The organism is Pseudoalteromonas sp. SS15, from assembly GCF_049257195.1.
In the GTDB taxonomy this organism is placed as follows: Bacteria; Pseudomonadota; Gammaproteobacteria; order Enterobacterales; family Alteromonadaceae; genus Pseudoalteromonas.
The window spans coordinates 246,642-266,959 of sequence record NZ_JBMMUD010000002.1; the positions used below are offsets into that span (position 1 = coordinate 246,642).

The window sequence follows — 20,318 nt, forward strand, 5'->3', positions numbered from 1 at the left end:
CTTAATTATTCTGAAACAGCTTTGTCTTGGTTGCCGTTTTCATAAAGAAGAATTGGATCTGATTCACCTTTAATCACAGTTTCATCAATAACGACTTTACTGACATCTTCTATTGAAGGTAAATCATACATGGTATCTAGCAGTACACCTTCAACAATAGAACGTAGGCCACGGGCACCCGTTTTACGTTCCATCGCTTTGTGTGCAATCGCTTTCAGGGCGTCTTCTCTAAACTCTAATTCAACACCTTCCATTTTGAAAAGTGCACCAAATTGTTTAGTCAGCGCGTTTTTAGGCTCACTTAAAATTTGAATAAGAGCTGCTTCATCAAGCTCTGTCAGCGTCGCTACAACTGGAAGACGACCAATAAATTCTGGGATTAAACCGTACTTCACTAAATCTTCAGGCTCAACATCTTTAAATGTTTCACTTAAAGAACGTTCTGAGTCTGACGCTTTAACGTCGGCGCCAAAACCAATACCTGTGTTTTTATGACTGCGCTGTTCAATGACTTTATCAAGCCCAGCAAATGCACCACCACAGATGAACAAGATTTTAGAGGTGTCGACCTGCAAGAACTCTTGTTGAGGGTGCTTACGGCCGCCTTGTGGTGGCACTGACGCAACGGTACCTTCGATCAACTTAAGTAATGCTTGCTGAACGCCTTCACCTGACACATCACGCGTAATAGATGGGTTGTCTGACTTACGAGAGATTTTGTCAATTTCGTCAATATAAACAATACCACGCTGTGCTTTTTCGACATCGTAATCACACTTCTGTAGCAGCTTTTGAATGATGTTTTCAACATCTTCACCAACATAACCTGCTTCAGTTAATGTTGTTGCATCAGCCATAGTAAATGGTACGTCAAGTAATCGCGCCAGCGTTTCTGCTAGTAGTGTTTTACCACTACCCGTTGGACCGATAAGTAGAATGTTACTCTTACCTAATTCAACTTCAGACTTTACAGATTGATTTTTTAAACGCTTGTAATGGTTGTATACAGCAACGGCTAACACTTTTTTAGCATGCTCTTGGCCAATAACATAGTCGTCTAGGTGGTTACGGATCTCTTTAGGAACAGGTAGTTTGTCACCAGAATCATGCTTTGGTGCAATATCTTTGATTTCTTCCCTAATAATGTCGTTGCACAGATCGACGCATTCGTCACAAATATAAACAGAAGGTCCAGCAATCAGCTTTCTTACTTCATGTTGGCTTTTGCCACAAAATGAGCAATATAAAAGCTTTGTATTTTTGTCGCCGTCTGTTGGTGTATCTGACATTCAGCTACCTCATCGTTTTGCGTTATCTGCTCTAGATAACAATAATCATGTTGTTAACTATATCAAAGAATCTAAAAATTAGCATAGTTAACATAGGGCAAATTAACTTTGCCCTGATTTATACCAATAATCTTAAATAAATGATCAGTTTTGAGAGTTATTGATGATTGGTATTATAACTTATTTTAAATCTCTGCGAGTGTGAACTGCATCGATTAGACCATACTCTAGTGCCTGCTCTGCAGTCATAAAGTTATCACGGTCTGTGTCGTGTGCTACTTTTTCGTATTCTTGGCCTGTGTGATCAGCCATTAAACGATTTAGTTTTTCTTTGATAGATAAAATCTCTTTTGCATGAATTTCAAAATCAGAGGCCTGACCTTGGAAGCCACCTAATGGTTGGTGGATCATCACGCGAGAGTTCGGTAAGCAATAACGTTTACCTTTTGCACCACCTGACAGTAAGAATGCGCCCATGCTCGCTGCTTGGCCAACACATACCGTACTTACATCAGGTTTGATGAAATTCATAGTGTCATAAATAGACATACCCGCCGTTACCGAACCGCCTGGCGAGTTGATGTATAAATAAATATCTTTATCAGGACTTTCAGATTCTAAGAATAATAGTTGCGCCACAATAAGGTTTGCCATGTGGTCTTCAACTTGTCCAGTTAAGAAAATAATACGTTCTTTTAAAAGACGTGAATAAATGTCAAAAGAGCGTTCACCTTTCGCTGTTTGCTCAACAACCATAGGGACTAATGCATTAAGTGGATCAAACATACCATCATTCATTGTTATTCATTCCTTAGGAGCCGCCAAAATCTGGCGCTGCGTTTTGCGGATATTTTACCTACAGAAAGTAAAATGGCTCGGATCCTCAATAAGAGTATCACGAGCCATTAAATCGTTAGCAAAGCTTTAAGTCAATGACTTATTAAGCACCTTGCTGTGGATTCATGATGTCGTCGAATGCTTTTTCAACGTCAGTCACTGCAGCTTTTGCAAGAATTGCTTCAACAGCTTGTTCTTCCATAGCTACGTTACGCATTTGCTGCATCATTTGATCGTTTGATTTGTAGTATGCAACCACTTCACTTGGATCTTCGTAAGCAGATGCAACTGATGCAATTAGCTCTTCAACTTTAGCGTCATCAACTTGGATGTCGTTTGACTTGATCACTTCACCAAGAAGTAAACCTGTCTTAACGCGAGTTACTGCTTGCTCGTGGAAAAGCTCAGCTGGTAGCTCAGGCATGTTTTGCGCGTTGCCGCCAAAACGTTGTGCCGCTTGTTGACGAAGCGCGTCGATTTCTTGGTCGATAAGTGACTTAGGCACTTCAACTTCATTAGTCTCTAAAAGACCTTTGATAGCTTGGTCTTTTACGTTCGCTTTAACTGCTTGAGTTAGCTCACGAGACATGTTCTTTTTAACTTCTTCTTTAAGTGCGTCAACGCCACCTTCAGCAACACCAAACTTAGTTGCGAATTCGTCGTTTAGCTCAGGAAGTTCTTGAACTTCTACTTTTTTCACAGTGATAGTGAATTGAGCAGGCTTACCTTTTAGATTTTCAGCGTGGTACTCTTCAGGGAAAGTTACATCAGCAACAACTTCTTCGCCTGCTTTTTTACCAACGATACCGTCTTCGAAACCAGGGATCATGCGACCTTGACCTAGCTCTAGAGGGAAGTCTTCAGCTTTACCGCCTTCGAACTCTTCACCGTCAACAGTACCTAGGAAATCAACAGTTACACGGTCGTTCTCGCCAGCAGCTGCATCGCTTTCAGTCCAAGTAGCGTGTTGCTTACGAAGTGTTTCTAGCATGTTAGCTAGATCTTCGTCAGTTACATCAACAACTGGCTTTTCAACAGCGATTTTCTCAAGGTCTTTTAGTTCAACTTCTGGGTAAACTTCAAAAGTTGCTTCGAATACTAGCTCTTTGCCTTCTTCTAAAGACTTAGGTGCGAACGCAGGTGCGCCAGCTGGGTTTAGCTTTTCAGAAACAATTGCTTCGATGTAGTTGCGTTGCATGATATCGCCAGCAACTTCTTGACGTACAGCTGCACCGTAACGCTTAGCGATTACTTTTACTGGTACCTTACCTGGACGGAAACCATCGATACGCTGAGTTCTAGACAGTTGTTGTAAGCGTTTTTTAACTTCAGTCTCAACGTTCTCTGCAGGAACGGTGATAGTCAGACGGCGCTCAAGGCCTTGAGTCGTCTCAACAGAAACTTGCATGATTTACCTCAATCTTCATTTTTGGCGCCAATGCGCCTTCCTTAGAAACAAGTTGCACTAATTAGCTTAGTTAAAAACGCAATACGTGTATTTAACCCTATTAGACAATCTTGTTGCCTGCCCTACTGGGCGCTATGTTAAACAATAGACGCGGCATTATAACCGATTCATTGCTGTAGTCGAGCTATGAAGGTAAATAAATGGTGAATAACAGACTGAGTGATTAAAAGATGACTAAAAAGAGAGAAGATAAGGTGGTCGGCGATGCAGGATTTGAACCTGCGACCCCTTGGACCCAAACCAAGTGCGCTACCAAACTGCGCTAATCGCCGACAATATATATTTTTTTGAGAAGTGGTCGGCGATGCAGGATTTGAACCTGCGACCCCTTGGACCCAAACCAAGTGCGCTACCAAACTGCGCTAATCGCCGATAAAAGAGTATGTAGATGGGGCGACTGATGGGGCTCGAACCCACGACAACCGGAATCACAATCCAGGGCTCTACCAACTGAGCTACAGCCGCCACTACATGGGGACTAAAATAAGAATGGCGCACCCTGAAGGATTCGAACCTTCGACCGACGCCTTAGAAGGGCGTTGCTCTATCCAGCTGAGCTAAGGGCGCAAACTCGAAGTAAACATCAAAAATGCTACTTTTCTTATTTTAAAAGTGGTCGGCGATGCAGGATTTGAACCTGCGACCCCTTGGACCCAAACCAAGTGCGCTACCAAACTGCGCTAATCGCCGATACCTTTTTGTTATCTCCGAGACTCCTCGTTGACAACGGGGTGCATAATAGTGATTTGACCGATTGAGGTCAAACATTTTTTTTAGAAAATATTTCAACTGCCTATTTTTACTTCAAAATGATGAATAAATAGCAAGAAATGATGAAAAACAAACAGTTTTCAGTAATTTTTACTTTGTGTATAAAAGTATATACCCAAACTTCCTCAAGATGCATGATTCAGAGCGCTGCCTTCTGTTCTAGTTCTAGGAAAAGGACGCAGCGTAATGACGAGTCCTTTCCAAGTTCTTTGACGATGAAATAGGACTGAAAGCACGCTCCCTTGGGCGAGTTTGATTGGCTTTCATACTGCGTTATCAATTTTCGATTTAGAACCACTAGACCTTCAAATCGATGCCTTGTCTGACAGCCAATCAATTCTCGCTGAACCTCGTATCGTGAGGTGGTTTGGGTATATATTACTATAAAGATGATTCTTACCTTGGCGAATTAAGGCATTTCTGAGAAAATACGCACTTAGTGTTGCAATCGATTGATTGTGACTAGATACAAAGTAACCCCATAAATACACTTTGTATGATTCGTTCAAGTTTATAACCCCAATAAGGTCAATCATGACGGCAAACATAATTGATGGAAAGGCAATCGCCAAACAAGTTCGTACTAATGTTGCACAGCGTGTTGCTGAGCGAGTACAACAAGGTTTAAGAGCGCCTGGTCTTGCAGTAGTTTTAGTAGGCCAAGATCCTGCTAGCCAAGTTTACGTAGGTTCAAAACGTAAAGCCTGTGAAGAAGTGGGTTTTGTCTCTAAATCTTACGATTTACCAGGCGACACCACCGAAACAGAGCTACTTGAATTAGTAGACACGCTAAATAATGATCCAGAAGTCGATGGCATTCTGGTGCAATTACCTCTGCCTGAAGGATTAGACGCAGAAAAAGTACTTGAACGTATTACACCGCATAAAGATGTAGATGGCTTCCACCCTTACAATGTTGGTCGCCTAGCACAACGTATGCCGGCGCTTCGTCCATGTACTCCAAAAGGTATCATCACTTTGCTTGATTCAACGGGCGTGAGATATAAAGGTATGCATGCAGTTGTGGTTGGCGCTTCAAATATCGTTGGCCGCCCCATGTCACTAGAGCTATTACTTGCAGGTTGTACCACAACGGTTTGCCACAAATTCACGCAAGATCTAGAAGCACATGTTCGTCGCGCAGACTTACTTGTTGTCGCAGTTGGTAAACCTGAATTTATTCCAGGTGACTGGGTTAAAGAAGGAGCAATTGTGATCGATGTAGGTATTAACCGTTTAGAGTCAGGCAAACTAGTTGGTGATGTGCAGTACGGCATCGCTGAAGAAAAAGCCAGCTTTATTACACCAGTACCTGGTGGTGTTGGCCCTATGACTGTCGCAAGCTTAATCGAAAATACGCTTGAAGCCTGCGAAAAATATAACAGCTAAACGCCGTTATCTATAAAAACGCCACTTTTCAGTGGCGTTTTTTGTTTCTGATTGTCTTATACAGGTTTCTGAGCTGGAATAGGTCCATGCTCAAGATTGACATGCGGGTTTTGACCTCGCTGTCTTAATAAATGATCCATTAAAGTAATGGCTAACATGGCTTCTGCAATTGGAATCGCACGAATACCCACACACGGGTCGTGACGACCCTTAGTGATCATCTCTACTGACTCATTTTGTGTGTTAATGCTCTGCCCCGGTATGGTAATACTTGAGGTAGGCTTGAGTGCAATCGATGCGACAATATCTTGCCCCGTTGAAATACCGGCTAATACGCCACCGGCGTGGTTGCTGGTAAAGCCTTCTGGTGTTAATTCATCGCGATGCTCAGAGCCTTTTTGCTCTATCACATCAAAACCATCACCAATCTCAACGCCTTTAACCGCATTAATGCTCATTAATGAATGGGCAATTTCTGCATCGAGTCGGTCGAATACAGGCTCGCCTAACCCAACTGGCACATTTTTCGCGACTACAGTCACTTTCGCACCAATAGAGTCGCCCTGCTTTTTCAAATCGCGCATATATTCATCTAGCGACTCTAATTTTGTGTCATCTGGAAAAAAGAATGGGTTTGTTTCAACCACTGACCAGTCGAACTTTTCAGCTTTGATAGGACCCAGTTGTGACAAGCAAGCATTGATCTCAATAGCATGAAATTGCTTTAGGTACTTTTTAGCAATAGCACCTGCTGCAACACGGATTGCGGTTTCTCGCGCTGAAGAACGACCGCCACCACGATAATCACGGTGACCGTATTTATGCCAATACGTGTAGTCACCATGACCTGGACGAAACACTTCAGCAATTTTACTGTAGTCTTTCGAACGTTGATCGGTATTTTCAATTAACAGACCAATGCTCGTTCCTGTCGTTTTGCCTTCAAACACGCCCGATAAAATTTTAATTTCATCGCCTTCACGTCTTTGCGTGGTATAACGGCTTTGACCTGGCTTACGTCGGTCTAAGTCAAACTGCATATCCGCTTCTGATAATTCTAGTCCTGCGGGCACGCCATCAACAACGCCCCCCAATGCGACCCCATGGCTCTCACCAAAGGTACTGACCTTAAAAAGTTGGCCAATGCTATTACCTGCCATTATTCACCCTCATTCCAAATGACATTTAAAAAACTGATTAACAATTATATTTAATCAGCAAAATACTCGACGAGTTGTTGTTTTGAGATCATAAACACGCCTAATCCACCATGCTCAAACTCTAACCATGTAAATGGCGCGTTTGGATATAGTGCATCCATATGTACCATAGAGTTACCTACTTCAACAAATAACAAACCGTTATCAGTTAGATGTTCAGCTGCTTCTTGCAAGATAACACGAGTTACATCTAAGCCATCTTCGCCTGACGCTAAGCCTAGCTCTGGCTCATGATGGAACTCTTCTGGTAAATCAGACATATCTTCTGCATCAACATAAGGCGGGTTTGCAACGATTAGGTCATACTTTTGACCCGGTACACCACTGAAAACATCTGATTGGATCGCAAACACCTGCTCTTGCATCATATGCTCAGTAATATTGATATCTGCCACTTCTAAAGCATCAAAAGAGATATCAACCGCATCCACTTGAGCATGCTGAAACGCTTTTGCCAATGCAATCGCAATACATGCAGAGCCAGTACACATATCGAGAATACGCGTTACTTTTTCAGGCTCTGTGACCCAAGGTGCAAATTGCTTTTTGATCATTTCAGCAAAAGGTGAACGTGGAACAAGCACTCGCTCATCTACATAAAAAGGCAGACCAGCAAACCACGCTTGATTAGTTAGATATGGCACCGGCGTTCTGTCATTTACACGCGCTAAGATATAGCCCATCAAATGCTGTTTTTCGCTACTGGTTAAACGTGCATTTAATAACTCTTTTGGTGTATCAAGTGGCAAGTTTAAAACAGGTAACACAAGACTGACTGCTTCATCCCAGGCATTGTCGGTGCCATGACCGTAAAACAGCCCATTATTCACAAACTGCGTCGTTGTCCAACGTAACCAGTCTTGGATCGTGAATAGTTCAGAACACGCTTCTTGCGCCAACTCATCTGTAATTTGTAACTCTGTCATACGGTACTCAATAATTTGACAATAATTCTGCTGCCATTGTAGCCGTTTTTCAGCTAGGTTTTTATGCTTTTTTTATTTAGAATGCGCCAATGAACAAAGATAAATCACACATAAGCATGCAAGACGACGACATCGACCTATTTCGTCAGTCAATTTCTGGTGCCACTAAGATAAAGCAAGATACCGTGCAATTTAAACGTGATAACACCCCGTTTAAAGGCAAAATTGTTGCTGAGCAAACTAAGCAGCATAAAGCGGAGTTTTATTTTTCTGACGAATATATCCCAGATATCGACACCCATGGCACAGTAAACTATGTGCGTGAAGGTGCTGATAAATTCTTAGCTAAACAACTACGACGTGGCGATATTGCGCCTGAGTTAATTTTAGATTTGCATGGTTTAAGTAAAGACAGCGCAAAAGAAGAGTTGGCTGCTTTGATCCATGCCTGTAAAAAACAACACCATTATTGTGCCTGTGTTGTGCATGGTATTGGTGAACATATCCTCAGACATAAAGTGCCACAGTATTTGGTTCAGCACCCAGATATTTTAGCAATGCATCAAGCTCCTCTTGAGTATGGTGGTAAAGGCGCAGTGTTGATTTTAATTGATATTCCCGAATCTGATATTTACAGACGCTAATTTGCCCTTTAAAAAGTCATTTCAAACTAGCTAATAGGATGTTAATTGGTTACATTAACGTCCTTATTTTGGTTAATTGAAAGTAGTACTAATCATGAATGAGCTTCTCAGTGCAGATCTTGCTATCCTGCTTGTTGAGCCCTCAGCAACACAAAGAAAAATTATTGCAAAAGAGCTTGAATCTGAAGGTGTAACGAACATCGACTTTGCAGATTCCGTGGACTCTGCAAAAAGCTTTTTAGAAAAGCATAAACCTGATTTAGTCATCTCAAGCCTACATTTGAGTGATGGCAGTGCCCTTGATATTCAACAGTATATTGCTGAAGCCCAGCCCGAACAGCCAATCCCTTTTATGTTGGTTTCAAGTGAAACACGCAAAGCCCAGCTTGAAGCGTTTAAGCAATCTGGTGTAGTGGCGATCTTACCTAAGCCTTTTACTAAGGTGCACCTTGGTCGCGCACTCAATGCAACCTTAGACTTACTGTCTCCGCAAGAGCTTGAGCTTGAACTATACGATGTACAAGATTTGCGTATTCTTATTGTTGATGACTCACGACTGGCGAGAAATCATATTCGTCGTGTGCTAACTAATTTGGGGGCAAGCCGTTTTACTGAAGCTGAAGATGGTGAACAAGCGATCGACTTCTTAAACGAACAGATGTTTGACCTCATTGTCACTGACTTTAATATGCCAAATGTGAATGGCCAAGAGTTAGCTGAGCATATTCGTAACTCAGGTGAGCACTCTCATATTCCAATTTTAATGGTGACATCTGAGGCCAATGACACTCACCTTGCAAACGTTGCACAGTCTGGTGTTAACGCATTATGTGACAAACCTTTTGAACCTGAAGTAGTTAAGCAGTTACTACACTCAATCTTAGAGCAAGATTAACTAAAACTTAGTTTTTTTAGCCACCTCATATTGGTGAAAATAATCACCCCTTGTTTTCACCAATCTTCTACAAAAATTAAAATCAAATAGAAACAAACACTTAAAATATTTTTATCGATTGGCACAACCTTTGTAATAGTTATTGCGACTAACTAATCATACAAAGGAGAACGTCATGAACTCACTAGTTAAAGCAACATTAATCAGCACGGTATTATTCACAGCTTCTTCAGTACAAGCTAATGAAAACGCAATTACAGCTGAAATTAGCAACCTGATCTCAAATGCGATTAGCGCAAGTATCAAAGAAGTTAAGAAAAATACACTTGAGACAGCATCTAAAGTATTGAAGTCAGAATCTGATAAGCATGCTAAAAAAGCAGTTAAAAACGACAAGGAAGAAAACAATGGCTAATGAATTAACGCTAGTGAGTCTTTTGGCAACCCCAGTGATCAGCCTGTTTGCTGTTTATTTAAGTGTTGAACTATTCAAACGCGTTGGTCAGTTAAATTTATGGGGGTAAGTAAATGACTTACAATCTTTACTCCCAAAGAACACAATTTCGCTATTTTTCGCAGGCACAAAAAAGCCCGCAACCGCGGGCTTTTAAAAACTAAAGGGCTAAATTATAGCTCGCCTTCGTTCTCAGCTAGGAACTTAGCAACACCTTCTGGGCTTGCGTCCATACCTGATTTACCTTCAGTCCAACCTGCTGGACATACTTCACCGTGCTCTTCGTGGAACGCTAGTGCGTCAACCATGCGAAGCATTTCGTCGATGTTACGACCTAGAGGAAGATCGTTAACTACTTGGTGACGTACGTTACCTTCAGCGTCGATTAGGAATGAACCACGGAAAGCAACACCAGCTTCTGGGTGCTCAACGTCATATGCTTGACAGATTTCGTGCTTAACGTCAGCAACTAAGTCGTATTTAACTGGACCAATACCACCTTCGTTTACTGGTGTGTTACGCCAAGCGTTGTGTGAGAATTGAGAATCGATTGAAACACCGATCACTTCAACACCACGCTTTTGGAACTCGTCGTAACGCTTGTCGAAAGCGATTAGCTCTGAAGGACAAACGAAAGTGAAGTCTAGTGGGTAAAAGAATACAACCGCTTTTTTACCTTTGATACGCTCGTGTAGGTTGTAACCTTCAACGATCTCACCGTTACCTAATACTGCTGCTGCTGTAAAGTCAGGTGCCTTGCGGCCTACTAATACACCCATGGTTTTCTCCAATTAGTTAGGGTTATATCCAATGCAAAATGACAATATCAATTTGCTTTGACAATTATTATTGAGGCTAGTTAGAAAAAAACAACCCCAATTAAAAATTTTCACAAGTTTATGGGGACACTGAAAAAATTGAAAATCAAATAAACCGATAGCTACAATCAGTTTTTTTGATTGTATAAACTATAGGCATAAAAAAAGCCCCTACGGGCTTTTTTCAATCAATACAGTTTAGTCCATGATATCTGACGGCATATCACCACGGATCTGCTGCCAAATCTCACCACTTTGATGACCGTATTTTCTTAATAAAGAAATTGAACCGTCGAAGTCGCCTTTTTCAGCCAGCGCTATAAGATCTAAATAAAATTGTTTGGCCAGTGCGCGGGTACGTGGATCTGAGAAATAATGACCACCAATCTTAGAGTAAAGGCCTTTGAAACCATTAAGCACCAAAACATAAATTCGGTTGTTACCTGCTAACGCTAGCTGATGGTGAACTTGATAGTCAAAATCTGCAAATGCCTGAGCGTTATCTTCTAAGTCTTTGCTCTTTTCAAGCGTTTCGATAACAGCCTGTGGATTTACTTTAATTGCCGCACGCGTATAAATTGCGCTGATGTTGGTACGTGCAGATAAAAGCTGATCAGTCAGCTCTGGCATTTTATCTTCATCAAGACGCGCTAGCGTCTCAAGAATATTTAAACCTGATGTTTCCCAAAAGTTATTTACACGGGTCGGTTTACCATGTTGAATCGTCAACCAGCCATCACGCGCTAAGCGCTGTAAAACTTCACGTAACGTTGTGCGAGTTACACCAATCAGCTCAGAGAGTTCTCTTTCAGCTGGTAAAATTGAACCTGGTGGAAATTCACCATTCCAAATTGATTCAACAATATATTCCTCAGCAAATCCCGCTGGGCTTTTAGCTTTAAAAATTCTCATCTAACACCGCTTTTATCTTGGCAACTGCAATTTAATCCACTGATTGTACCAGATGCTTTGCAACTAACAAGTAAAGAAGTCGCCCTGTTTTACAATTCATTTTTTGTTCTTTGAGTTAAGCAAAATTAACAACTACCGTTAATTCTTGCAGCTTGTAACCTCTGTTAGCATAATACCCACAACATAATTCAGTTTCGCAGCATTTAGGTTCACTTAACCTGAAAAATTGAACCTATTGGTAATGCAAGTTATCTGATAGCTAACTTAATATAACAATAAGAGAATCTTATGAACTGGTTGAACACCCTTCCTACTTCCAGAAAAGCATGGGGCCTGTTGGCACTGACAGCATTTTTACTTGAAGTCACGGCTTTATATTTTCAATACGCAATGGGCTTAGAGCCTTGTATCATGTGTATTTATCAAAGAACGGCTGTGTTAGGCGTGTTTGCGGCAGGTCTTATTGGTTTTATTTCCCCAAGTAACGGTATTTTTCGTGGTATTGGCGCTGCAACATGGGGCGTAAGTAGTATCTGGGGTTATATGTTGGCAAAAGAGCATTTAAATATGCAAACCACCACTGATCCATTTGCGTTCACTTGCGATATAGTTCCTAACTTCCCTGAGTTTATGCCATTACATGAGTGGATCCCGGCGTTTTTTGCCGCAACTGGTGATTGTGGCAGCATAGATTGGCAGTTTGTTGGTTTAAGCATGCCTGGTTGGATGGAAGTCATTTTCGCGTTATATGCGATCAGTTTCTTAGTTATTTTACCTTTTATTCTTTGGTCTTTAGTAAAAAAGTAAATTTATAATGCATTTTAATCTTCGCAATATTGAGCAGTTAAAGCCTTACAGGCTTCGAGATAAGCAACAAATCATCGCCATTGCTTTGAGTCACTTAGAAGCGCCAGAAAAAGTGTTATTAGGCTGCTGTAAGCTCGCCATCTTGATGCCATTTTTTATTTCTTTGGCTTATTTTGAAGGCTGGTATTTACTGCCTCCTTTGTTGCTGGCAGGTATCTTATACCCTCTTCTCACTACGCCGCTAGAAATTGTATTTACTAAAAACAAACTGGGCGATGCCATTGCGGAGTTTGAAAAACAGAACCAAAATTAAAAAAGGGCGATTTTGCCCTTTTTTAATTTTTCATCTGAGCATTTAAAGCTTAAAACTTTACCTTCCCTTCTAACTTCGCGACGATACTTTTACCAACCCCTTTAACAGCCATTAAGGAGTTAAGGTCGTCAAAAGGTCCATTTTGCTCGCGGAAACTAACAATGGCCCTCGCCTTGCCTTTTCCGATCCCAGGCAATTTTACAAGCTCTTCGAGAGAAGCTTCATTAATATTAATTGCCTGATGAATTTCAGATTGAATTTCTGGTGACGCTTGTTGCTGTGCAGATTCTGCTAATACAGTTGGTGCAAGAAACAAACTAGTGGCTAAAAGTAATGCTTTGATCATATTTCCCTCCTGGAAAATCCTTGAAATTTAATAAATGACGGGTAGAACTCCTTACCCAAATTACTCATAAGAGCAATGTTAAATAAAGATGACAATAACGTAAAAGTCAAACTTATTACCTACTTATAAAACTTAAGTATTAATATTAGTCTAATGACTTGCAAAATAAGCCTCAAAAGATTACTGTATAAAAAAACAGTGCAATTGGGAGTGTATCGTGGCTGTTGTTGTTAAGTATGTGGTAGAAAGAAATGGAGTCGAGCGCATGACCTTTACCAGCAAAAAAGAGGCTGATGCTTACGACAAAATGCTTGATGTTGCTGAGTCTTTAGAAGAGATGCTAGGTAAAGTGGATGTGCCACTGAGTGAGCAACAAGTTGAGTCATTGGCATTAGAAATGGCGAAACAAAAAGATGACTTTATTAATGTACTTAAAGGTTCAAAACCAAGTGCACCTGCAAAAAAGTCGAAGAAAGATGCTGATGTGGATGATAGCGATACTGATGAGAATGTCACGCCTATCAAACAAGCCTAACAGCACTTATTTCAAATTATAAAAAAGCCGCTCAATGAGCGGCTTTTTTGTCGCAGTCACATTATTGGCTGCGACAGAGAAAATATTTAATTACTCAAATACTTTCTCTACATTCAACACTTCAATGTTTTTCGCAGGAATGTTCAGCTTATAGCTTTCAATTTGCTTATCTTCATTGATAAGTGCTGCAGGCTTATCTGAGTTATATTTCAGTGGTGAAACCGTTTCTTTTGCAAGACGTTTCTGCATGTCTTTTCCGTCACCTGTGATGAATACATAATGTACATCATCAGTTTGTAGGTTTTCACGGATAACGCGGTTTACATCCTCTACCGTCAGTGACGCAAGTTGTTTACGAACGTACTCAACAAAACTTTCTGTGTTGTAGAATTCGCTATCAAGCGCATAACCCAGCTGGCGGTCTTGACTTGCTACTAACTGAGGCACGAAGTTGCTCAAGAAGTTACGAGTTGCATTAAAGTCCGCTTCAGTCATGCCATCTTTAATTAGCTTGTCTAATTCAAACAAAGCAACGCGCGTTGCGAAATGCGCATCATTGTTTGAACGAAGTGGACGTAACCACACTTGGAAGATTTGCTCTGAACGACCTAGGTTCGCATCTGGCTTAGTTTGGAACATACCACGTGGGAAGTACTCAATATACGCATAGTCACCATAGTTCATACCACGTACCTGACGAATGCGCTGATATAAGAAACTGTTTGAGCTTCTATGCTCACCAAAGTAAGAACGCACTAACCAAAGCGCTGTCCAATCTTTAGAGCTACGAATAGTATCGATTGGGAAGCCAAACGACACCGCAGTAGATTTCGCATTTTTCTCAACAATTGTCGCATGACGACCAGTTAACTTAGGTGCATCAGGAATGCTTAAACGCGCTTCATCGCCTTTTGGTAGGCCCGCTAAATCATTAAGCATCTGTGTTTTCACAGCATTATCTAAATTACCTGTGATCCCCACGTTTAGCTTAGCTTGGGTGAATTGCGAGGCATAGAATGCTTTAACGTCGTCTACCGTTAACGCTTCAAGATCTGACAGATCACCTAAGTTATAGCTTTCGTAAGGGTGACCTTGGTATAGCTTATGATAAAGCACTTCTTTACCTAGCTCTTCGTCATTTGAAGACTTAAGGCCCGCTTTAATACCGTCAATAAGCTCTTTCTTCAGACGTTTAAAATCATCTTCTCTAAAGCCTGGATTTAACAACTGGTCGCTAACCAATGCATACCACTGTTCTGCATTGTCTTTATGCACACGACCACGTAAAGAAATCATTTCTTTATCTAGCTGATAACCAAAACTGCCTGCAATTGGATAAAGTGCTTGCTGGATTTCTTTGTAGCTCTTAGATTGTGAACCACCACGCGCAATCATGGCTGCAGTTAATGCTGCTACACCCTTTTTGCCCGCAGGATCAGCTGCAGCACCAGTGTAGAATAATAAGTTCACGTCAACCAATGGCGAGCTATTGGTTTTATCTAATACCTTGAAGTGACGCTCAACAGGCTGGCTAGCTTGTTTCGCAAGTTCAGATACAGACACTTCTTTATCGAAACCAGAAACAGTCTCAAGTGCCGACATGGTCACAGTCGTGCGGCCATTATCAACAAAGTATTTGTTGGCAATGTCACGAATATCTTCAGCTGTAATGGCATCCGCTGACGCATATAACTGGTTGATCACTTCTGGGTCACGCTCAAAATGCATATAGCTTGCGAGCGTTGACGCAATGGCTTGAGATGAGTCTAAGCCATTGATGAAGCTGTATTTCAGGTTTGACTTTAATGCCGCTAGCTTATCTGCATCCACCAGCTCAGTGCGTGCTTTAGCGTAGGTTTTTGCAATCGCATCACGCACAGTTGCCAAGTCTTGCTCTTTCTCAACCTTCACAAAAACATGCAATAAACCTGGATCTTTCGTTTCAGCGTTATAGGTAAACATCTGGCTTGCAAGCTGTTTCTCTACCACTAACTCTTGATATAACTCTGAGTTTGAAGAGAAATAAAGCTGCGAGATAAGATCAAGTGCTGCACGGTCTTTTTGGGTTGGCTGCCATGCAGTGCCTTTGTAAGATACCAATAACCAGTGACCCGGCATACCTTCAAATTGTTCATGCACATATTTAGGCGCTTGTTGCTTTGGCTCTACCGGAATATCTGCTTGGTAATCACCTTTTTTCCAATTGCCCCAATGTTTTTTCACCATCTTCATGGTTTCTTGCGGATCTACATCCCCCACAATCACAAGTGAGACATACTCAGGCTTGTAGAAACGCTCAAAGAAAGTTTGACCATAGGCCATTTGATCTGGCATGGCTTCAATATCTTCGAAGAAACCCATCGTCGTGTGCTTGTAAGTATGTTTTTCAAATGCTTCTTTACGAACTGCCGATAACAACTTACGAATTGGGCTGGCGTTGTTTTTTAAGTACTCGCCTTTAACTGTCAGTGCTTCAGTACGAAACTGCTCTTCTGAGTACTTTAGGTTTTGGAAAATGTCCGCTTTGATTTCAAGTACTTTGTCTAAATGTTCTTTAGAAAAATTTAAGTGGTAGTTTGTGTAGTCGTTTGTCGTGTAAGCGCGGTTGTCTACCCCTGAGTTTTTCAGAATATCTGCATACACATCTTGTGGGAATTTTTCAGAGCCTTTAAACATCATGTGCTCAAAGAAGTGAGCGAAACCGGTTTTACCTGCTTCGATTTCATTTCGTGAACCTACAGATACCGGAATTTGTAGCGATACAACATCAGGATAATCCGTTTTAACGACCATCACACGAAGACCATTTTCTAGTTCTTCTAACACATAGTCTTGTGCAAATACTTTGTTCTCAACAGACGCTGATGCAACAGTGGCATTTGTTGTATTGCTTGTCTGTGCATTATTACTCATACAACCTGACAGCGCTAAAGTCACTGCAAGGCTGGTTGCCAAAAGTTTAAATTTCATGTGATTTCCAAATTCAGTTTTTATTTTTCATACCATTCCTCTTAATTAAGCGATCTATTTTGAGGCAAGGAAAACTTGTCGATAACTAGGCGGAAATTTTGCTATTTAGTTGTTCTAAATGAGAAATTCCCAACGAAGTTAGCGTCAGTTTTAGTCTCTCAAAATGATTGAGTATTATTGAGGATTGGTATCACATATGAGACTGCTTCAATTATGCAATAAATTACTGTGACTCGCTCATTTCAAAGCAAAATTTATGTAAATAAATATATCTGAGCTACTGAATTATCCCTTGCACCCCAAAAACAACATGAGAGAAATTCATAGTGTTTGAATAAGTTTCATGAAAAAAATCTATCTAGACGTCTAAATGGCTGCTATATTTACCTCATCAGCACAACCAATGGGAATGAGGACCATGGCTTTATCACTACAAGAGAAAATTTTGGACCCTAATCAAGGCGTATATTTAATTGGTACTACTCCGCCAAAGATGGGGACTGATGAAGCGCAAGTCAAAACCATTGCACAAAAGCTACTTGGCCGTTTACACGAGATTGAATATGACGGTGTTGTTATTTACGACATTCAAGATGAAAGCAGCCGAACTCAAGTTCCGCGCCCTTTTCCATTCAAGCATACCGTAGACCCATGTGAATACAGCCAACTCGTTAAAGAGTTGTCACAACTTGATGTCATCACTTATAAAAGTGTGGCACAACGTGGGGCGAGCGAATTTAATCAGTGGCTTAACAATACTAAAACTAAGCATGGTTTAAATAATCTTGTATTAGTTGGTAGCCCATCTTCAAATGGCGAAGTTAAACTTAGCCTGCCTAAAGCATACGAAACGATTGCAGCGCACCAAGATGACTTTTTCTTAGGTGGTGTGACGATTGCTGAACGCCATGCGAATAAGCGAAACGAACACGAGCGTTTGTTAGAAAAAACAGCACAAGGGTGTGAGTTCTTTATCTCTCAAGCTGTTTACAATGCACAGGCGACGATTGATTTAATCACCAGCTATGCACGTAGCTGTCGCCAACAAGGGCTTGAGCCTAAACGTATTATTCTTACCTTTACTCCATGTGGCGGTGAGAAGACATTGCAGTTTATGGAATGGCTAGGTATTTCAGTACCAGAAGCTACTAAATGGCGCATGCTAGACTCACAAAACCCGTTAAGCGAATCAATCCGCATCTGTCGTGAGAATTTAGACCTGATCATTCAAAGTTGTGCACATCTGAATGTACCGCTTGGTTTGAATATTGAAAGCTTAACTAATCGTAAAGAAGAAATTGATGCATCGATTAATTTATATCGTTTATTAAAAGCAACGATGGAACTTAATCTTGCAGAAAAACAAATAGCCTAATTAGGCTAAAGAACAACTAAATAACATCGATTCTCAGTCGCATTATCATTGATAGTGCGACTTGTCTGTGTATAATCTGTCCCTCTTTTAACAATCAAGTTTACATGGAGTGAGTAGTGCTATTCGTTTTTTTAACGTTTATAGCCGCTGGAGTATCTTTCATCTATGCGTCTAATCGACACCAATTGGCTTTAAACACCCCCATATCTAAAAAATTTAAACAGCTCGGTTATTTGCTGTTAATTTCCTCAGCAGTGATCAGTCCATTTATCTTCAATGGTGCAGCAAGCGTTTTTATTTGGCTCATGCTAATTATGCTTGTGCTGATCATCATCCCCATCTCTAGTTTTTTGATTAGGAGCATTCGATGAGTCAGGCACACCAAAAAATTCAACCTCAATGGTGGGGCAAAACAGCGGTAGGGGTTTTTCTTGGATTAGCGTTGAGTTATGGCATTGTGGCGTTAATCGTGTGGTTTGGGCCTGACAGTATTAACGCTAACCTAAGCGACCAACGCCTACTCTGGAAAACCCAATTTAATATGTGGATTGTTACCCCAATCTGGATGTTGATTGTCAGCTTTATTTATATGTTCAAAACAACTAGGCAAGCATTTATCTACTTGTTGTCAGCAAACTTAATCATCTACACGATATTTTTTGGCTTAAGGAGCATGCTATGAAAATAAGAGCCGATATTGTTCGAACATACCAAACGCTTCACACATGGACGGGGATCACAACCGGGCTGTTATTATTTATAGGCTTCTTTGCGGGTGCATTAGTGATGTTCACTGACACCATAGATCAATGGAGCACACCGCCTAGTAAGCAGTTTTCTCAAGTGAGTGAAGGGCAACATCAAGTACTGTTAAACCATGTACTTGCGAACGAAGAAAAAGCCATTAATGCCGTTACCCTTCACTATTCTGACAATCACTCTCCCATCACTTGGTATGAAGAAGGTAATGGCCGAGGAGTGAATGTAAATGAACAAGTTTGGCATGCCGGCTTCAATGAGCATGGCGAGATAAATAAGGAGCTGAGTCAAGTCAATCACCTGTCAGGCTTACTGGATTACTTACATCAAACGGGCGGTATTTTTGGCGAAATAGGTCACCACTTATTTGGTGGTTATATTCTTGGCATAGCCTCATTTTTGTATTTTATTGCTTTAATTTCAGGGTTAATCTTTTTGTTACCTACTTTGGTAAAAAGCTTCTTTGCACTGAGAAAAGACAAGTCGGCAAGTCGGTTTTGGCTAGATAGTCATAATTTAATAGGCGTGAGCAGCTTACCTTTTCATATTGTGATTGCCTTTACTGTATTTGTTTTTGCATTCCATGACTTTTTATATGGTTGGCTGTTTGGTGTCTATGGAGATAAAAAACTATTTCCAGAGCCGCAAAAGTCAGAGTATCAATACAATGTTAAAGAGCTTCCAAGCCTAGATGAAATCACGGCCAAGATACAAGCTTATGCCCCCGGCTATCAAATTGAGCGCATTGCATTATCTCGTTTAAATACCACCAGCCCGAGCGCTTCAGTGAATATCACTCATCCAAGAGAAATGATGCGTGGTCCAACGACTGATTTCATTTTTATGCATCCTTATACACTCGAAATCAATGCCAGTAGTATAAAAGGTGGCGATCAAGGTATTTGGGTAAGTATTGTTTCTTCCTTGTTTGCTCTGCACTTCGGCAGTTATGGCGGCACACTTGGCCAATGGGCTTATTTTGTCATGGGCTTACTCGGCGCACTGTTGTTTTATACTGGAAATCTACTGTGGATTGAAAAACGCAGAAAACAAAAACAAGCGACGCAATCTAAATCAAGTCTAGTTCTGGCTAAACTAACGGTCGGTATTGCACTGGGTTGTATTTGCGCTATCTCACTGGCATTTGCTGCCACAAAATGGCTAAGCTTGACGTCATTAAATGTGAATATTGCTTATCTGTGGCTGTACTACCTGACCTTCTTTGTCGTTGTCATAACCGCTTTTATCAAGGGTCCTTCTGTGACGGCCATTTATACACTCAAAGCAAGCGCAATATTGTGTCTAATTGTGCCACTTAACTCTTTGTTAGCGATTTTACTACCAAACCTTGGACTTTGGCATGCGGATAGTTTTTCTGAAATCATGCTAGAAGTGATGGCCCTCCCCTTTGCTTGGTTCTTCTATGCATGCGCAAGCAAAGTTGCCAAAAGAGTATACAAGGGTGAGAAAAATAGTGTTTGGTATGTAGCAGAAAAAGCAGCAAACACAACGAACGAAGAATTAGTCATTCATAGCTAAAAACTAAGCGTTTAATCATCGTCAGAAAAACAAAAAAGCCATTCAAAATTG

At 41.0% G+C, this 20,318-nt stretch carries 19 protein-coding genes and 5 tRNA genes; 10 read left to right on the plus strand and 14 right to left on the minus strand.

Translation table 11 applies throughout. The features are described from left to right. Positions 1–5: 5 nt before the first annotated feature. From clpX to AAEU28_RS05300, 8 genes are all read right to left on the minus strand, one after another. Positions 6–1,289: an ATP-dependent protease ATP-binding subunit ClpX gene (gene clpX / locus AAEU28_RS05265; protein ID WP_349285628.1), complete on the minus strand. Its 1,284-nt coding sequence runs from the start codon at positions 1,287–1,289 to the stop codon at positions 6–8. Positions 1,290–1,469: 180 nt separating this feature from the next. Then, complete coding sequence (clpP, locus tag AAEU28_RS05270; protein WP_058030725.1) at positions 1,470–2,087, minus strand: ATP-dependent Clp endopeptidase proteolytic subunit ClpP; 618 nt, start codon at positions 2,085–2,087, stop codon at positions 1,470–1,472. Positions 2,088–2,229: 142 nt separating this feature from the next. Next, on the minus strand, positions 2,230–3,534 hold the full coding sequence (gene tig / locus AAEU28_RS05275) for a trigger factor (RefSeq protein WP_421963249.1): 1,305 nt from the start codon (positions 3,532–3,534) through the stop codon (positions 2,230–2,232). A 255-nt stretch (positions 3,535–3,789) separates the two neighbouring features. Beyond that, positions 3,790–3,866, minus strand: a tRNA-Pro gene (locus AAEU28_RS05280). 23 nt (positions 3,867–3,889) lie between these two features. Then, positions 3,890–3,966: transfer RNA gene (locus tag AAEU28_RS05285), tRNA-Pro, on the minus strand. 17 nt (positions 3,967–3,983) lie between these two features. Further along, positions 3,984–4,059: transfer RNA gene (locus tag AAEU28_RS05290), tRNA-His, on the minus strand. Positions 4,060–4,084: 25 nt separating this feature from the next. Beyond that, positions 4,085–4,161 (minus strand) — tRNA-Arg (locus AAEU28_RS05295). Positions 4,162–4,207: 46 nt separating this feature from the next. Continuing rightward, a tRNA-Pro gene (locus AAEU28_RS05300) sits at positions 4,208–4,284 on the minus strand. A gap of 615 nt (positions 4,285–4,899) precedes the next feature. Here AAEU28_RS05300 and folD point away from each other — a divergent pair. Next, positions 4,900–5,754: a bifunctional methylenetetrahydrofolate dehydrogenase/methenyltetrahydrofolate cyclohydrolase FolD gene (folD, locus tag AAEU28_RS05305; RefSeq protein WP_421963250.1), complete on the plus strand. Its 855-nt coding sequence runs from the start codon at positions 4,900–4,902 to the stop codon at positions 5,752–5,754. 56 nt (positions 5,755–5,810) lie between these two features. Here folD and aroC read toward each other — a convergent pair whose 3' ends face one another. Together aroC and prmB are read right to left on the minus strand one after the other, a co-directional pair. Further along, a complete protein-coding gene (aroC, locus tag AAEU28_RS05310) occupies positions 5,811–6,914 on the minus strand; it encodes a chorismate synthase (protein WP_421963251.1) in 1,104 nt (367 codons plus the stop codon). Between the two features lie 50 nt (positions 6,915–6,964). Beyond that, a complete protein-coding gene (gene prmB / locus AAEU28_RS05315) occupies positions 6,965–7,900 on the minus strand; it encodes a 50S ribosomal protein L3 N(5)-glutamine methyltransferase (protein WP_421963252.1) in 936 nt (311 codons plus the stop codon). An 89-nt stretch (positions 7,901–7,989) separates the two neighbouring features. Here prmB and smrB point away from each other — a divergent pair, with 89 nt between their 5' ends. The 3 genes from smrB (at position 7,990) to AAEU28_RS05330 (ending at position 9,854) form a co-directional block, all read left to right on the plus strand. Beyond that, positions 7,990–8,544 carry an endonuclease SmrB gene (smrB, locus tag AAEU28_RS05320; protein ID WP_058030729.1) on the plus strand — a complete coding sequence of 185 codons (555 nt, stop codon included), beginning with the start codon at positions 7,990–7,992 and terminating at the stop codon, positions 8,542–8,544. Between the two features lie 94 nt (positions 8,545–8,638). After that, complete coding sequence (locus tag AAEU28_RS05325) at positions 8,639–9,439, plus strand: response regulator (RefSeq protein ID WP_421963253.1); 801 nt, start codon at positions 8,639–8,641, stop codon at positions 9,437–9,439. 175 nt (positions 9,440–9,614) lie between these two features. Further along, positions 9,615–9,854, plus strand: a complete 240-nt coding sequence (locus AAEU28_RS05330; protein ID WP_421963254.1) for a hypothetical protein — start codon at positions 9,615–9,617, stop codon at positions 9,852–9,854. Between the two features lie 212 nt (positions 9,855–10,066). On the opposite strand, the gene AAEU28_RS05335 is transcribed toward AAEU28_RS05330, so the two are convergent. Then, complete coding sequence (locus AAEU28_RS05335) at positions 10,067–10,672, minus strand: peroxiredoxin C (RefSeq protein ID WP_058030731.1); 606 nt, start codon at positions 10,670–10,672, stop codon at positions 10,067–10,069. A 237-nt stretch (positions 10,673–10,909) separates the two neighbouring features. Beyond that, positions 10,910–11,623 carry a fatty acid metabolism transcriptional regulator FadR gene (gene fadR / locus AAEU28_RS05340; RefSeq protein WP_138484067.1) on the minus strand — a complete coding sequence of 238 codons (714 nt, stop codon included), beginning with the start codon at positions 11,621–11,623 and terminating at the stop codon, positions 10,910–10,912. 288 nt (positions 11,624–11,911) lie between these two features. Here fadR and dsbB point away from each other — a divergent pair, with 288 nt between their 5' ends. Both dsbB and AAEU28_RS05350 read left to right on the plus strand, forming a co-directional pair. Further along, positions 11,912–12,430 carry a disulfide bond formation protein DsbB gene (dsbB, locus tag AAEU28_RS05345; protein ID WP_421963255.1) on the plus strand — a complete coding sequence of 173 codons (519 nt, stop codon included), beginning with the start codon at positions 11,912–11,914 and terminating at the stop codon, positions 12,428–12,430. 7 nt (positions 12,431–12,437) lie between these two features. Continuing rightward, positions 12,438–12,743, plus strand: a complete 306-nt coding sequence (locus tag AAEU28_RS05350; protein WP_421963256.1) for a DUF6170 family protein — start codon at positions 12,438–12,440, stop codon at positions 12,741–12,743. 49 nt (positions 12,744–12,792) lie between these two features. On the opposite strand, the gene AAEU28_RS05355 is transcribed toward AAEU28_RS05350, so the two are convergent. Continuing rightward, positions 12,793–13,089: a ComEA family DNA-binding protein gene (locus tag AAEU28_RS05355; RefSeq protein ID WP_421963257.1), complete on the minus strand. Its 297-nt coding sequence runs from the start codon at positions 13,087–13,089 to the stop codon at positions 12,793–12,795. Positions 13,090–13,306: 217 nt separating this feature from the next. On the opposite strand from AAEU28_RS05355, the gene AAEU28_RS05360 reads away from it, so the two are divergent. Continuing rightward, on the plus strand, positions 13,307–13,624 hold the full coding sequence (locus AAEU28_RS05360) for a YebG family protein (RefSeq protein ID WP_421963258.1): 318 nt from the start codon (positions 13,307–13,309) through the stop codon (positions 13,622–13,624). A gap of 90 nt (positions 13,625–13,714) precedes the next feature. Here AAEU28_RS05360 and AAEU28_RS05365 read toward each other — a convergent pair whose 3' ends face one another. Beyond that, a complete protein-coding gene (locus AAEU28_RS05365; RefSeq protein ID WP_421963259.1) occupies positions 13,715–16,594 on the minus strand; it encodes a M16 family metallopeptidase in 2,880 nt (959 codons plus the stop codon). Positions 16,595–17,012: 418 nt separating this feature from the next. Between AAEU28_RS05365 and AAEU28_RS05370 the strand changes: the two genes are divergently transcribed. The 3 genes from AAEU28_RS05370 (at position 17,013) to AAEU28_RS05380 (ending at position 20,267) form a co-directional block, all read left to right on the plus strand. Next, positions 17,013–17,969 carry a methylenetetrahydrofolate reductase gene (locus tag AAEU28_RS05370; RefSeq protein WP_421963260.1) on the plus strand — a complete coding sequence of 319 codons (957 nt, stop codon included), beginning with the start codon at positions 17,013–17,015 and terminating at the stop codon, positions 17,967–17,969. 367 nt (positions 17,970–18,336) lie between these two features. Then, positions 18,337–18,651: a hypothetical protein gene (locus AAEU28_RS05375; protein ID WP_421963261.1), complete on the plus strand. Its 315-nt coding sequence runs from the start codon at positions 18,337–18,339 to the stop codon at positions 18,649–18,651. Then, a complete protein-coding gene (locus tag AAEU28_RS05380; RefSeq protein WP_421963262.1) occupies positions 18,648–20,267 on the plus strand; it encodes a PepSY-associated TM helix domain-containing protein in 1,620 nt (539 codons plus the stop codon). Before AAEU28_RS05375 ends, AAEU28_RS05380 begins: the two co-directional genes overlap by 4 nt. Positions 20,268–20,318 lie beyond the last annotated feature (51 nt).